The organism is Collinsella sp. TF09-1AT (assembly GCF_003436895.1).
Taxonomy (GTDB): domain Bacteria; phylum Actinomycetota; class Coriobacteriia; order Coriobacteriales; family Coriobacteriaceae; genus Collinsella.
The window spans coordinates 91,951-106,065 of sequence record NZ_QSRC01000005.1 but is presented as its reverse complement, the minus strand read 5'-3'; the positions used below and the strand labels follow the sequence as shown (position 1 = coordinate 106,065).

Genomic DNA, 14,115 nt, shown 5'->3' with positions numbered 1-14,115 from the left:
CTCAAAGGGATAGAACGAATTTGTCAAATAGGCAGGTATCATCACGATTTTCTCAAGATGTTCGTAATCCAGAGCAAAAGCGCGGTCTCAGAATCGGCCGAACCCTTGAGCGCGAGCTCCACATCAACGGCGCCCTCGAGCGCTGCGACGAGCTCGGTCATCGAAAAACGACGTGCCCAGGTCAGGTGATTTTTGACCTGCCAGGGCTGAAGCTTGAGCGTCGCGGCGAGTTCACGCCCCTGCCCACGAGAGTCGAGCGCCTTGGCGACGATCAGCTCACGAATGCGACCGCATAGCAGCGTGTAGGTCCACACGTAGCTCTTGGAGGGCAGAAGCTTAAAGAGCTCGAGCGAACGCCGCATATCGCGAGCCGAGACGGCGTTGAGGAAGTCCCAGGGCTGAACCTCGGCCGTACGCACGATCCAACGCTCCACGTCGGCGAGCTCAATCTGGGGCGCCTCGACCATCTGGGAGAGCTTTGCCAGGTCGTTATCGAGCATGCGCGTGTTTTCGCCCGAGCGCGAAACGAGCTCCTCGGCGGCCGCCGTCGAGATCGACTTGCCGTGCTGCGTCGCCATCTGCTGCACGCGGCGCGGTAGCTCCCAGCGCTTGGTACCCGAGCAATCGACGATAGCCTTCTTGTCGATTTTGGCGATCGCCTTATACAGGCGCGTGTTCTTGGCAAGCGAGTCGGCGATGATGAGACAGACCGTTGTGGGGCTGGGACTCGCCAGATACTCGACGAGCGGCTCCGAAACCGCCTTGGCAAGCTTTGAGCAGCCATCAAGGATTACCAGGCGAAACTCGTTGCCCATGGGAAAGGTATTGAGCGATCCGATAATGGACTCGATATCGGAGTCTTTGGTCATGTCGCGCTCGTCGAGGTTGAACTCGACCATTCCCGACTTTTCCAGACGCGCTTTCATACGCGAGACGGCGTGATCGCGCTTGACGCCGTCGGTACCGACGATCAGGTATGCCGGCAGCAGACCGGTTTCGGACATTGCGCTCCCCTCCCGCAGGCCTTCGTATTCATTCCGTGCCATTCTAGCCCAGGGGCCCACCACACGCCAACGATGTCGTCACGGTCGCTGGCATCGCATCGCAAAACCATTCGCAGTCGGCGCGACGGTAATGTCGCCGTGTTCGATAGTGCACGCGAACACACCGCCCGCTTCCTTCACGGAATCGATGCAGGCATCGGACGGATGGCCGTATCGATTCCCCTCGCCCGCGCTCGCGAGGGAAAGCTCGGGCTTCAGGACGTCCAGCAACTCACCATCGACTGAAACCTTGGAGCCGTGATGCCCAAGTTTAAGTACATCGATATCCCCCACCTCCTGCACGAATTCCCGTTCTTGGTCGAGTTCGGCATCACCGGTGAGGAGCATGCGCAGGCCCATGCCTTCCTGAACATAAGAGAGCAGCAGGACAAGCGAGTCCTCATTTCCCTCGCCATCCACGGACTCGAATGGCCACATCACGCGGGCGCAAAATGAGCCGATGTCGACCATATCCCCACGGCGCACCTGTCGATACTCCACGCCAGGTCGGTTCAATACCTCGACAGGAGCATCCTCCAGCGCTTCGGCCGCCACGGCAATCGTTCCAACCGAAAACTGTTCGAGCACGGCAGGCAGACCACCCCAGTGATCCTCATCCCAATGCGTCACAAAGACGGCATCGATATGGTGCACGTTATTGCGAACCAACGCCGCTACCACGCGCTCGTCGACCCCGCAGTCGACGAGCGCTACTGCGCCGCCCTGGCGGATAAGAATCGCATCGGCCTGGCCCACATCGAGCACCGTCACCGAAGGCGGAGCGAATCGATCCCAGTAGACGTACGGAATCGCAGCCAAGAGCACCAGACATGCAAACCCCACCGCCATAGGCCGTGCCTGAGGGCGCGGCCACCAGACCAGGAGAACCGCCAGCAAACACGGCGCTAGGTAAATCCACATGCTATCCGGCGGCACACTCACGGATGCACCCGGCACGGCGGCAAACAGCTGCTCGAAGAACAGCGTGCAACGGGCGGTAATCATGGGCACAACGAGCGCCCAAGTGCGCAACGGCGCCACGAGCGAAAAGGGAACCAGCACGATCGACACAGCAAGCAGCAGACTCACCACCGGACCGATGACCGCATTTGCCAGCGGAGCAATGAGCGAGAACGTACCGAAGGCAGGAATGGTAATGGGAAGAGTCGCCAGCTGCGAGCACAGCGTGACGGAAAGCATGCTGGCAATGCCCGATGGCACACCCAGCTCACCCATAGCGTAGGTCGCATAGGGGCAAAAGCACAGGATGGCTAAGACGCTGGCGCATGAAAGCTGAAAGCCCATCTCGAACAGCACCGTCGGCCGCAGTAGCACAAAGATGGACATGGTTACGAAGAGTGCCGATGCGCCGTGCCGGCGACGGCCCGCGCCGTTTACGACAAGCGTCGCGAACACCATGCAGCACGCACGCACGGCCGAGGGAGACGCGCCCGTAAAGGCAGCGTAGCCTACAAGCGTTATCGCCAATATCGCCCGCTGAAGGCCACGTGAGCACCGAGTCTTTTGCAATACGCCCTCGATTACAAACCCCACGATAGCCAAATGGCTGCCCGAGACGGCGATAAGATGCGCCGTTCCCGTCACCGAAAACCAGTCGCCCGCCGGCTGGGCGCGCAGCTCGGCCGAACGACCGCAGACGACACCGGCTATGAGCGCACGCGCCGGGTCGGTCGCAGGCGCGATGGAAGCAAGCAGCCCATTTCGCAGCCGAGGCAGCGGCCCCGGAGAGCCCTCATCGACCGACACAATCCGAACGGCTTTAACCTTGCGCACCTCGCCTCGGAGCATGCGCGATCGTCCATGCGCATCGTTCTCAAAACGTGAAACGCGACCGATAACACACACGTGCGCCCCGACCTTGAGCTCGCGGCCACACGATAGGCGAACCGTTGCCAAGCTCTTGCCGTCCGCGCGTGCCTCGCAAGTATAGGAATACACGTCGTCGTTTATGGATGGATCACCCTGCACGACAAACTCGAGGCTGCTTGCCGCTCGACCATCGAGCGCCTTCGAGGCGCTGAGCGCGCCCACAGCCCACCACGCCGAGACGACCGCTCCCGCCACGAGACCGACGGACGCGGCATACAGCCACCGCTTAAAAGGGGCAAACCGCGCACAAGATTGAGCCAGCGCAACGAATACCGCCGCCGCAACGGGAATAGCCCATAGCGGCCCGAACGCTGGCGCCTGCTCCCCCAGTAGCGCATCAGCGGCCACGTTGAGCACCAAGGCGCAGCTCACGCACATGCCGACACACAGGGCCATCGTCCACGGAATCAGGGGCCGCGGAGGCATCACATGCTCGCGCTCGGTCGCACTCATACGCAGATGCAATCTTTGATTTTGGCAAGCTTCTTCTCGCCGATTCCCGACACACGCATCAGATCGTCAACCGAGGCAAAGGCACCGTTCTTTGTCCGCTCATCGATAATCGACTGAGCCATGGAGGGACCGATGCCCGAAAGCGTCTGCAGCTCTGCCGCGCTTGCCGTATTGATGTTTACTAGGCCTTTTGCGCCACTCACGCCCGATGATGCTGAAGCCCCACCATCGACACCGGCTTCCGCAATGGACGCCCGCTGTTCCCCTACCGTTGGAACGTGAATCTTCTGTCCATCGATGACCTTAGATGCCCGATTGAGCCCCGTAACGTCTGCCTCGGGCGCCAGCCCGCCGGCGGCATCAATCGCCTGAGCCACCCGCGCGCCGTCCTTGAGGCGATATACACCGGGCGACACAACGGCGCCATCGACATCGACATAGACCTCTGCCGCGGCAGAAGCCTTAGTCGAAGATCCTTCGGATGTCTTTCCGCTCGAAGCATCGCCGGATCCCGGCTCCACTAACGAGCCCGAACCATCAGTGCGCTCAAACGACACACCGCCGGCACCGCCGCCAAGGTTCGCCATCGCCAAGCCGCTCGCCATCGCAATGACGCCCAGCATCGCCACCACCACTGCCTTATGACCGAGCAGCTTGCCCGCCCAGCGGTCCATCTTTTTGACCCGTTCGTGTTGTTCGCGCTGCGCCATAGCAAAACCTCCCAACAACATCGTGTCAGGAAAAGAGCCCTGCAACAGCCATGCTTCAAAACCGGTTATCGCGGTCAAACCAAAAGCCGACCAAAACCTTGCACAAATCTGTCCATTTATTCAGGCACACGTCAGCAAATGAACACTTAGTCGCAAAATGCCCAGATAGCAAAAGACTGACGATACAGGCGCATCGTCGGTCTATGCACAAATTTACTCGTGATCTTGGTAAATCTCACGCGGAGCAAGCTCCGAATGTTTGCGTTTTAAGGTCTTAGGCGCCTTATACGTGTTGCTATCGAAGTCGATGTACTCGGTCTGCTTGAGCAGACGCTCGATCATCTCCTCGTGATCGAACAACTCCCAGGCCTCATGCACGGCATCGAGTTTAGCATGCGTCTCGGGACGGCGCGGCATAAACAGCGTGCAGCAGTCGGGAGCGGCCTCAGTCGAGATATCGAACGTACCGATCTCCTCGGCGCGCGCGATGATCTCCTGCTTGTCCGAACCGATGAGCGGACGGAACACAGGGATCTTCGCGGCCTCGTTGACGGCCATGATGTTCTCGAGCGTTTGGGAGGCAACCTGCCCAAGTGATTCGCCCGTAACGATGGCCTTGGCACCCTCGATGTGTGCAATGCGCTCGGCAACCGAATACATAATCCGACGATACATGATCACACGCAAGTTGCTGGGGCAGGTGACCGAAATCTCACGCTGGCAGTCGCCAAACGGGACTACGTACAAGCGGCCGATCTGGACACCCGGTGCAAGCGCACGGATGATGTCCTGTACCAAATACTCGCTCGTATCGGGCGTCTGCGGACGACCGGAGAAATGCACCGGCACGCACACCGCACCGCGACGCGCGAGCATCCAGGTCGCCACCGGAGAATCGATACCCGACGACAGCAGCGTCACGACCTTACCGGCAGAACCCACCGGCAGGCCACCCACGCCGCGCTCGGAACGCGCATACACATAAACGCTGCCCTGGACCACCAACACATGCACCATCGCATCGGGGTCGTGCATTTGAACCTTTTTATTGGGGAAGGCCTCACACAGCACCTCGCCCACCTGACGATTGATATCAATCGAGGTGAGCTCATAGTCGGTGTTGGAGCGCTTGGCGTGCACCTTAAACGAATCGAAGGAACCAAACTCGCGCAGCGCCTTCACGGCGGCGGCGCAGTACTCCTGCGGGTCGCGGTTGGTGTGATACGCCAAAGACACACGAGCAACGCCGGGAACGGTGCGAATGACACGCGCCGCCTCGTCGGCCTGATGCTCGTTAAAGGTCACGAGGATATAACCGGAAATTCGAGACACGGCATTCACGGAAAAGGCGGCCAAGGCCGCCTTGATGTTATCCATGAGGATATGCTCAAAATGTGCGCGGTTCTTGCCCTTCAGTCCAACCTCGTGATAGTGGACCAGGCAGACGCGAGCTGCCATTTAGGCTTCAGCAACCTTGTGGCCGAGCGCCTTCTCGTAACGAGCCTCATCGTAAGAGATGTCGCCATCGACAATCTCGTCCATAGCCATCGAGATAGTATCGGCACCGGAAAGCCCGATGGTGATGTCATCGACATCCTGGACGGCAAGCACGCGGTTGTGCTGGCCACGCAGCATGCTATTGATGTCGCAGGCGCGCTTGGAGGCAAGCGAAGCGAGCAGGAAGCGGTTGTGATCGGTCTTCTCCAGAAGGTCGTCAATGCAAGGCTTTACAACGGACACGGACCTCAGATCCTTTCATGCATATCGAGAACGCGAACGAGCTCATCGGTCGCGCGGTCGAGATCGTCATTAACCACGACATCGTCGTAGCGGTCGGCAAGGGCAAGCTCATCGGCGGCGTTTGCCATACGCAGCTCAATCGTCTCGGGCGTCTCGGTACCGCGACCGACTAGACGCTCGCGAAGCACCTCAAGCGAAGGCGGCTTGATAAAAATCAGCACGGCCTCGGGGAAACGCTCCTTCACCTGCAGGGCGCCCTGGACATCGATCTCCAAAATCAGAGACGCACCCGAGGCGAGCTTGGATGTGACCTCGCTCACCAACGTGCCGTAGCAGTTACCGTGGACCTCGGCCCATTCAACAAACTCACCGTTTGCCACGCGGCGGTCGAACTCCTCGCGCGTCAGAAAAAAGTAGTTGACGCCGTCGACCTCACCTTTGCGTGGTGCTCGCGTGGTAGCCGAAACCGTCAGGCCCAGGTTCGAGCGGAGCCCGCGCACACGAGTGACGAGCGTGCCCTTGCCTGCGCCTGACGGTCCAGAAATCACAAAGAGCTTGGAATCCTGAGCGCTCACTTATTTGGTCAGCTGCTCGAGGAGCTGCTCGCGCTGACGGACGCCGAGGCCCTGGACGCGACGGGTAGCGGAGATACCGAGCTCCTCCATGATCTTGGCGGCCTTGGCCTTGCCATAGCCAGGGAGAGACTCGATGAGGGTGGAAACCTTCATGCGGGAAGCGATGGGGTCATCGGAGTTGAGCACGGACTCGAGGGACTTCTCGCCCTTCTTGATCTGCTCGCGAAGCTCAGCGCGGGCGTGACGTGCGGCAGCAGCCTTCTCAAGAGCCTGCTTGCGCTGCTCGTCGGTAAGCTGAGGGAGTGCCATTCGAACCTCCAAATAGTTGGGTTATATCTGATGCAGTAATTGGCATTTTAGCACGTCAAACGCACTAAATGCCCAATCGACGGCTCCATAGATTAGACGATACCTACGAAAAGTGCAATATGCGGAGGTCAAAGTTAAGCCCCTGCCCTGCGATTCCACACAAAGGGTAGGAAAGTTTTCGCAGGTACAGGGGCAAATTTGTGCTAATGATACCCAAAAGTGGTGACTTGAGGGAATCTTTTAGGCGACGTTTTCGACCAGCTCGGCAACAATAGCGTCAAATGCGGCAACCGGATCGTCGGCACCAGTAATGGGACGGCCCACCACAATGTGGCTTGCGCCACGCTCGATAGCCTGGGAAGGCGTCGCCACGCGAGACTGGTCACCAAGAGCGGCACCCATCGGACGCACACCCGGAGTAACGATCAGGGCATCGGGACCCAGCAGCTCACGCATGTCGTGAGCCTCCATCGGCGAGCACACGATGCCATCGATGCCGTTGGCCTGAGCGAGCTTTGCCAAGCGGACGGCCTCCTCGGCCACAGGCGACTCGACGCCGATCTCGCTCAAGGCATCCTGATTCATGCTCGTGAGCACGGTGATGGCGACGAGCTTGGCGCGGTCCTCGCGCGCCTCCTCGGCACCCTCACGGCAGGCGGCGAGCATAGCACCCGAACCCAAGCCGTGAACCGAAAGCAGGTCGGCACCGGCAAGCGAGGCCGAGCGGGCGGCACCGCGAACCTGATGCGGAATATCATGGAACTTAAGGTCAAGGAAGACCTTAAAACCCAGGTCCTTGAACGTCTTGACGATCTCGGGACCCTCGGCGTAATAGAGCGTCATGCCCACCTTGAGCCAGGCGGCATGGCCCGAAAGCTCATGGGCGAGCTCGAGCGCACGCTCACGGTCGCAGTCGAGGGCGACGATAACACGGTCGCGGGCATCGGTCTCTAGCATTCGAAAGCACCTACCAGCTCGTTGATGTCCTTGACGCCCTGGGACTCAGCCCAAGCCTCGAGCTCATGCGCGATCTTGAGCGAAGCACACGGATCGACAAAGTTGGCCATGCCGACCGACACGCAGGTGGCACCGGCCAGGATAAACTCAGCCGCATCCTCGCCGGTCATGACACCGCCGACACCGTTGATGGGGATATCGACGGCCTGGGCAACCTCCCAGACCATGCGCACGGCGATGTGGTGGCACAGCGGGCCCGAAAGGCCGCCCTTGGGCTTGGCCACGCGGGACTTACGGGTATGGACGTCGATGGCCATGCCCTGAATGGAGTTGATGACCGAAAGGCCGTCGGCGCCGGCAGCCTCGAGGGCCTTGGCGATCTCGGCGACGTTGACCGGCGCCATCTTCACGAACAGCGGCTTATCGGTCACCTTGCGGCAGGCAGCCATAACGGAAGAGGCGCCCTCGGGCGTGGAGCCCATGGCGGCACCGCCGGCGGCGATATTAGGGCAGCTCACGTTGATCTCGTAGCCGGCAGCCCAGGGGCACAGCTCGACATACATCTCGAGTGCGCGGACAAACTCGTCAACAGAGTGACCGGCAACCTGGCAGATGACCTGGCAGCCGTCCTTGGAAAGCTGCTCCAGCCAAGGGCCGGACTCACGGGCAAAGGCGGCAACGCCGGGGTTCTGAAGGCCCACCGAGTTGATCATACCGCCGGGGATCTCGGCCATACGGGGTGCGGGGTTGCCGGGCCAGGGCTCGGCAGCGCAGCCCTTGGTGGTGATGGCGCCCAGCTGGGAAACATCAAAGAAGTTCTGGAACTGCCAGCCGTAACCAAAAGTGCCGGCTGCGGTGTTGATGGGGTTTTGCATCTTGACGCCGCCGAAATCGACGGCCATGTTCACGGTACCCACTAGAAGACCACCACCTTGGAAGCATCGAACACGGGGCCGCACATGCAGGCGCCCTTCATACCGTCAACCGTCTCGACGTTACAGGTGTTGCAGGCGCCAAAGCCGCAGCTCATCATGCGCTCAAGCGACACCTCGCAGTACACACCGGCCTCGGCGGCAGCGGCGGCGACCTTCTTCATCATGACGGCGGGACCGCAGCTGGCGACATAGTCGTAGCCACCCTCGCCAAGCAGCTCGGCGGCCGGATCAGTGCAAAAACCATGCGTGCCAAGCGAGCCGTCGTCGGTGCATACATTGACCGTGGCGCCCAACGCGCGGAACTCATCGATACCCACGGCCTTGGACGCGGTGCCAAAGCCCAGGCACACGTCGACGGCCACACCCTGCTCGGCAAGCATGCCCGCCAGGCAGAGCACGGGCGGGACACCGATGCCGCCCGCCACGAGCAGCGCCTTCTTGGCGCCCTCGGGCACCAGCCAGCCGCGACCGCCAGGGCCCAGCAGGTTAGAAGTGGAACCAGAGGCCATCTGCGACAGACGGCGGGTGTCGTCGCCCACGACGGTGTACCACAGCTCGACGGTGCCGGCCTGGGCGTCGGCGCGATAGAAGCTCAGGGGCACGCGAAGCAGCGAGGACGCATCGCCGGGCACGGCGATGTTCACAAACTGACCGGGCTTGAGCGCACTTGCAAGCTTGGGGGCCGAGATTACGAGCGAGAAGATGCCCTCGGCGATCTCCTGGTTCGAGACGACCTCGAAGTCGTGCATGCGTGCAGTGGAAGGTGTGGGCATAGACGCTCCAATCCCCCATGCGGTTGCATGGTCAAAACGAACAGAAAGCGCGGCACCGCAAGGGCACCGCGCACAAAAACGATAAGGCTATGCTAGCAGATGTAGCCGTCGGCAAGCGTCTGTTTACCGCCGACAAACACATCGGTGGCACGACCGGTGAGCGTGCGGCCGGCAAAACCGGAGTTCTCGGCGCGCGACTCGTAACCGTCCTCGCCGACCGTCCAAGTGGCGGACGTGTCGAACACGGTCAGGTCGGCGACGGAGCCCACCTTGACCTGAACCTGGTCGAGGCCCAGGATCTCACGCGGTTTGATGGCCATGAGCTCGACCATGCGGCCCATGCTCATCTTGCCCGTATTGACCAGCTCGGTGAGCACGAGCGACAGCGAAGTCTCGAGGCCGATCATGCCAAAAGGTGCAAGCTCGAACTCGCGGGCCTTCTCCCACGGGGTGTGGGGAGCGTGATCGGTGACGATAACGTCGACGGTACCGTCGATGACGCCCTGACGGATGGCCTCGGCGTCCTCCTCGGTACGCAGCGGCGGATTGACTTTGAGCGAGGTGTTGTAGGTCTCGTCCAGGTCGTTCTCGGTCAGGAACATGTGGTGCGGGGTGGCCTCGCAGGTAACCTGAACGCCAGCGGCCTTACCGGCACGCACGATCTCCAGGCCATGGGCGGTGGAGATATGCTGGATGTGCAGCTTGGCACCGGTCAGCTTGGCAATCTCGATGTCGCGGGCGATCTGGAGCTCCTCGCCGGCAGCCGGCCAGCCCTCGAGAGCCAGACGGGTCGAGACCTTGCCCTCGTTGATCTGGCCGTGGCCGACCAGGTCCTCGTCCTGGCAGTGGCTCATAAAGACCTTGCCGAACATCTTACCGTAGTCCATGCAGCGGCGGAGCATGCCCGCGCCCTGCACGCCGCGACCGTCGTCGGTGAAGGCGACGGCGCCGTGGGCGACCATATCGCCCATCTCGGACATGGCCTCGCCCTTAAGACCGCGGGTCATGGCGCCCGACGGATAGACGCGGCAGTGACCGACCTCGGCAGCACGGGACTTGACGAACTCTACGACGGTGCCGTTATCGGTGACGGGATCGGTGTTGGGCATGGAGCACACGCCGGTAAAGCCGCCCTTGGCAGCTGCGCGGGTGCCGCTCTCGATGTCCTCTTTGACCTCGTAGCCGGGCTCGCGAAGGTGAACGTGCATATCCACCAGGCCGGGGACGAGGTACTTGCCGGAAAGGTCGCGGACCTCGGCCCCCTCGACGGCGAGATTCTCGCCGACCTCGGCGATCTTGTCGCCGTCAATCAGGACGTCAACGACACCGTCAAGCTCGACGGACGGGTCGACGACGTGGGCATTCTTAAGAAGCAAGGCCATTATCGGCACCTCCAAGCAGCAGATACAGGATAGCCATACGCACGCAGATACCAGCATAGACCTGTTCCAGGATGACGGAGCGTTGCGGGTGGTCGGCCATATAGGAGTCGAACTCGACGCCGCGGTTGATGGGGCCCGGGTGGCAGATGATCGCATCGGGCTTCATGAGCTTCTCGCGATCCTTGGTCAGGCCGAAGAGCTTGTGGTACTCGCGAATGGTCGGGAACGGGGCGCCCTCGAGGCGCTCCTGCTGCACGCGCAGCATGTAGATGACGTCCAGCTCGGGCAGGACGGAATCGAGGTCACTCGTCACGTGGTCGCAGCCCAGGACCTCGGGCGCCGGCGGCAGCAGCGTGCCGGGAGCGACGGCGTAGGTCTCGCAGCCCATGATCTTAAGGGCGGGGATCAGCGAGCCGCAGACGCGGGAGTGCGCGATATCGCCGACGACGGCGACCTTCAAACCATGGAAGTCACCCTTATGCTCCCAGATGGTGTACAGGTCGAGCAGGGCCTGCGTGGGATGGTTGTGCTTGCCGTCGCCGGCGCAGATGACGCTCGCAGGCGAGTTCTGCGTGACGATATAGGGAGCGCCGGCGTGCTTGTCGCGCACGACGATGCAGTCGATCTTGTAGGCGTTGAGGGTCTCGACGGTGTCGACGAGGCTCTCGCCCTTGACCGTAGAGGTCGAGGAGCCGCCGAAGTTGAGGCTGTCGGCCGAAAGACGCTTCTCGGCAAGCTCGAAGGAGCTACGGGTGCGCGTCGAGGGCTCGTTGAACATGTTGACGATGGTCTTGCCCTTGAGCGTGGGGACCTTCTTGATCGCACGCTCGTTGACCTCGGAGAACGCCTTGGCGGTCTCGAGGATGAGCTTGATGTCCTCTTCGGAGTACTCGGTAATGTCGATCAGGTGCTTATGATTGAACGCCACGGTACTACTCACCTCCCAGCGGCGCGGAGCCCACGCGGGAACCCGGCGCGACGTCGTTGATCTCGACGGCGGTGTGGCCGTCGACTTCTTTCATATATAGGTGCACGTTCTCCTCATGCGACGAGGGAACGTTCTTGCCGACAAAGTCCGGCGAGATAGGGAGCTCGCGGTGGCCGCGGTCGACGAGGACCGCCAGCTCGATGCGGCTCGGACGACCCAGGTCCATGACGGCGTCGAGAGCGGCGCGGATGGTACGGCCCGTATACAGGATGTCGTCCACCAGCACGACGCGTTTGCCGTTGACGCTAAAGGGAATGTTGGTGGCGTGGATCGCGGGAGCGAAATTGGTAGCGTAGTCATCGCGGTAGAAGCTGATGTCGAGGCTGCCGAGCGGAACGTCGACGCCCTCGATCTCCTTGATCTCCTCGACGAGCTTCTTTGCCAGAAGGTCGCCGCGCGTGACGATGCCGACCAGAGCGAGGTCTTCACAGCCCTCGTTGCGCTCGAGAATCTCGTGCGCGATGCGGGTCATAGCTCGATTGACGGCGGTCTCGTCCATGATGACCGCCTTGGGGGAAGTCGTGCCCATCGATCTCCTTCCTCACATGTCTTGACTGCTGACACAGTCAAAAAAAATAGATGCCCGACCGCTTAAAGCGGACCAGACACCCACAGGAAGGGCTGCTCTTTGGCAGCTATGTAATTCCATGTGGGTATCTCGTACCCCTTTAATGGTCAACGACTAGTGTAGCCAACCTCGAGCGTAATTGCGAGCATAATACAAAGCAATCCATAAACGGGCGCAGGCGCTCCATAAACCTATATATATTTGCGGGACGAACTTGAAAACCTCGGTTCGAGCTGGCATAATCCCCTCTGCTGCACGCAAATCGGATCTACGTCCAGGGCCGTGGCGTGCGCACTATCGCCAAAAGAGAAATATCTCTGTGTAGATTGCGCACAGGGAGCGACTTCTGTGCTATAGTTCAGGCTTGTTTGTTAACGCGACATGTTCGTTTGTCGCCCAAGGAGGGTCAGTTATGTCCAAAGTTTGCGAAGTTTGCGGTAAGCACCCCGTTGCCGGTCGCTCCATCAGCCACTCTCACCGCGTCACCAACCGTAAGTTCCGCCCCAACATCCAGCGTGTCTACGTCGTCGTCGATGGTCACCGTCGCAAGATGAACGTTTGCTCCACCTGCCTCAAGTCCGGCAAGGTTGCGCGCTCCTAAATAAGGTCTTACCAACAAGTACCTCGGACTCTCCGGGTCAAAGACCTCGCGTTCACATAGAACTTACCAAGGGCGTCCTCCCCTACGGAGGGCGCTTTTTTGCACTCATTGGGGACAGACTTACATAAGTGTTTTCACGCATTGGGGACAGACTTAGATGAGCGCTTTCCTAAGCTCGCAGCACATCGATGAACTCACGGCGTTTCGATCGGCCCCAATCCATACCTCACGCCGACTCTTTCCAGCCTGTGGTGGCCTTGGTTACGCTCGTAGCGCCGATACCGGTGATACGGGCAATTTGCTTGACCGTGAGATGCGCCCGCCTGAGCCTCAGCAGACACGCATCACGTTCGGGACGAGGCAGGGGCTTGAGCAGCGCAGGATCTATGCTCGGCAACACTTCGTGCGCGACGGCAAGGGCATCCTCATCGGGGATCCGCCGGCGTGGAAGAACCCCCACTGACCAGATGCGCCCAGCAACTTCCTTGAGATGCTCGCAATAGCAACGGGAGCCTCCGACAATATCGAGCATGGGGGCCGCATCGCAGATATCAAAGGGATCATAGCCCAGCTGATATGCCTTGTAGCTTGACCAGCGGTATGCCTCGAGTGAGTCGAGCGCACCTTTCACGGGATTGAGATGAATATAGTCGAGCAGCTGCACCGCTTGCGTGTCCGTCTCAACAGCGACCCGCGAATAGCGATTGTCAAACAGATGGCCCGTTCTTCCCGTTTTCCCATTGAAATACTTAGCATACGCCGTCAGTGCGCACTGCATTGCCTTTGAAAGGTTGTCATATGGGTCATCAACCATCAAATGGAAGTGGTTGTCCATAAGGCACCAAGCCAACACCGCCACTTTATGACGCGCAAACCTGTCCGAGATGTCCGATAAGAAACGATAACGGGCGGAATCATCTTCAAAAATAATCTGTTTGGAGTTGCCACGGTCCAAGACGTGGTAATAGCCGGTGAGCGAAACGGCGCGGGCACATCGGGGCATAGCCTCTCCTTTCAAAACTGTACAGGCAACACCTAAAAGGAGAGACGCAACGCGAAATGCTGAGCCTGTAACCTATTTATATCCAATGAGCGGCAAGAACAGGCCCAGAACGGCAAAATGGCAAAACGATGTCTGTCCCAAATGAGTGAAAGCACTCATGTAAGCCCGTCCCCAATGAGCGGGGCGAT

At 60.3% G+C, this 14,115-nt stretch carries 15 protein-coding genes; 1 reads left to right on the top strand and 14 read right to left on the bottom strand.

All coding sequences use genetic code 11. The features are described 5' to 3' along the window. Window positions 1-41 precede the first annotated feature (41 nt). The 13 genes from holA to pyrR form a co-directional block, all read right to left on the bottom strand. Window positions 42-1,004: a DNA polymerase III subunit delta gene (gene holA, locus DXC90_RS06005; RefSeq protein WP_117735176.1), complete on the bottom strand. Its 963-nt coding sequence runs from the start codon at window positions 1,002-1,004 to the stop codon at window positions 42-44. Window positions 1,005-1,082: 78 nt separating this feature from the next. Further along, window positions 1,083-3,386, bottom strand: a complete 2,304-nt coding sequence (locus DXC90_RS06000; protein ID WP_117735175.1) for a DNA internalization-related competence protein ComEC/Rec2 — start codon at window positions 3,384-3,386, stop codon at window positions 1,083-1,085. Continuing rightward, window positions 3,383-4,096, bottom strand: coding sequence for a helix-hairpin-helix domain-containing protein (locus DXC90_RS05995; protein WP_117735174.1), 714 nt, complete (start codon window positions 4,094-4,096; stop codon window positions 3,383-3,385). The genes DXC90_RS06000 and DXC90_RS05995 overlap by 4 nt, the downstream gene beginning before the upstream one ends. Before the next feature lie 213 nt (window positions 4,097-4,309). Continuing rightward, the gene (gene thiI, locus DXC90_RS05990) at window positions 4,310-5,554 is read right to left on the bottom strand and encodes a tRNA uracil 4-sulfurtransferase ThiI (RefSeq protein ID WP_117735173.1); all 1,245 of its coding nucleotides are present in this window, start codon (window positions 5,552-5,554) and stop codon (window positions 4,310-4,312) included. After that, window positions 5,555-5,836, bottom strand: coding sequence for a DNA-directed RNA polymerase subunit omega (locus tag DXC90_RS05985; RefSeq protein WP_035138532.1), 282 nt, complete (start codon window positions 5,834-5,836; stop codon window positions 5,555-5,557). A gap of 5 nt (window positions 5,837-5,841) precedes the next feature. Further along, window positions 5,842-6,411 (bottom strand): guanylate kinase, encoded by a 570-nt coding sequence (gene gmk / locus DXC90_RS05980; protein ID WP_117735172.1) that lies wholly within the window; start codon window positions 6,409-6,411, stop codon window positions 5,842-5,844. Continuing rightward, window positions 6,412-6,720, bottom strand: coding sequence for an integration host factor, actinobacterial type (gene mihF / locus DXC90_RS05975; RefSeq protein ID WP_006236130.1), 309 nt, complete (start codon window positions 6,718-6,720; stop codon window positions 6,412-6,414). Window positions 6,721-6,960: 240 nt separating this feature from the next. Next, window positions 6,961-7,677 (bottom strand): orotidine-5'-phosphate decarboxylase, encoded by a 717-nt coding sequence (gene pyrF, locus DXC90_RS05970; protein ID WP_117735171.1) that lies wholly within the window; start codon window positions 7,675-7,677, stop codon window positions 6,961-6,963. Further along, window positions 7,671-8,579, bottom strand: coding sequence for a dihydroorotate dehydrogenase (locus DXC90_RS05965; protein ID WP_006236128.1), 909 nt, complete (start codon window positions 8,577-8,579; stop codon window positions 7,671-7,673). The genes pyrF and DXC90_RS05965 overlap by 7 nt, the downstream gene beginning before the upstream one ends. 14 nt (window positions 8,580-8,593) lie before the next feature. Then, window positions 8,594-9,361 (bottom strand): dihydroorotate dehydrogenase electron transfer subunit, encoded by a 768-nt coding sequence (locus DXC90_RS05960; RefSeq protein ID WP_117735232.1) that lies wholly within the window; start codon window positions 9,359-9,361, stop codon window positions 8,594-8,596. Window positions 9,362-9,477: 116 nt separating this feature from the next. Beyond that, window positions 9,478-10,767 carry a dihydroorotase gene (locus DXC90_RS05955; RefSeq protein WP_117735170.1) on the bottom strand — a complete coding sequence of 430 codons (1,290 nt, stop codon included), beginning with the start codon at window positions 10,765-10,767 and terminating at the stop codon, window positions 9,478-9,480. After that, window positions 10,751-11,695: an aspartate carbamoyltransferase catalytic subunit gene (locus DXC90_RS05950; protein WP_117735169.1), complete on the bottom strand. Its 945-nt coding sequence runs from the start codon at window positions 11,693-11,695 to the stop codon at window positions 10,751-10,753. The genes DXC90_RS05955 and DXC90_RS05950 overlap by 17 nt, the downstream gene beginning before the upstream one ends. 4 nt (window positions 11,696-11,699) lie before the next feature. Beyond that, window positions 11,700-12,284, bottom strand: a complete 585-nt coding sequence (pyrR, locus tag DXC90_RS05945; protein WP_117735168.1) for a bifunctional pyr operon transcriptional regulator/uracil phosphoribosyltransferase PyrR — start codon at window positions 12,282-12,284, stop codon at window positions 11,700-11,702. Window positions 12,285-12,735: 451 nt separating this feature from the next. Between pyrR and rpmB the strand changes: the two genes are divergently transcribed. Continuing rightward, the gene (gene rpmB, locus DXC90_RS05940) at window positions 12,736-12,924 is read left to right on the top strand and encodes a 50S ribosomal protein L28 (protein ID WP_022094725.1); all 189 of its coding nucleotides are present in this window, start codon (window positions 12,736-12,738) and stop codon (window positions 12,922-12,924) included. A gap of 226 nt (window positions 12,925-13,150) precedes the next feature. On the opposite strand, the gene DXC90_RS05935 is transcribed toward rpmB, so the two are convergent. Next, window positions 13,151-13,927 (bottom strand): transposase, encoded by a 777-nt coding sequence (locus tag DXC90_RS05935; RefSeq protein ID WP_117735167.1) that lies wholly within the window; start codon window positions 13,925-13,927, stop codon window positions 13,151-13,153. Window positions 13,928-14,115 lie beyond the last annotated feature (188 nt).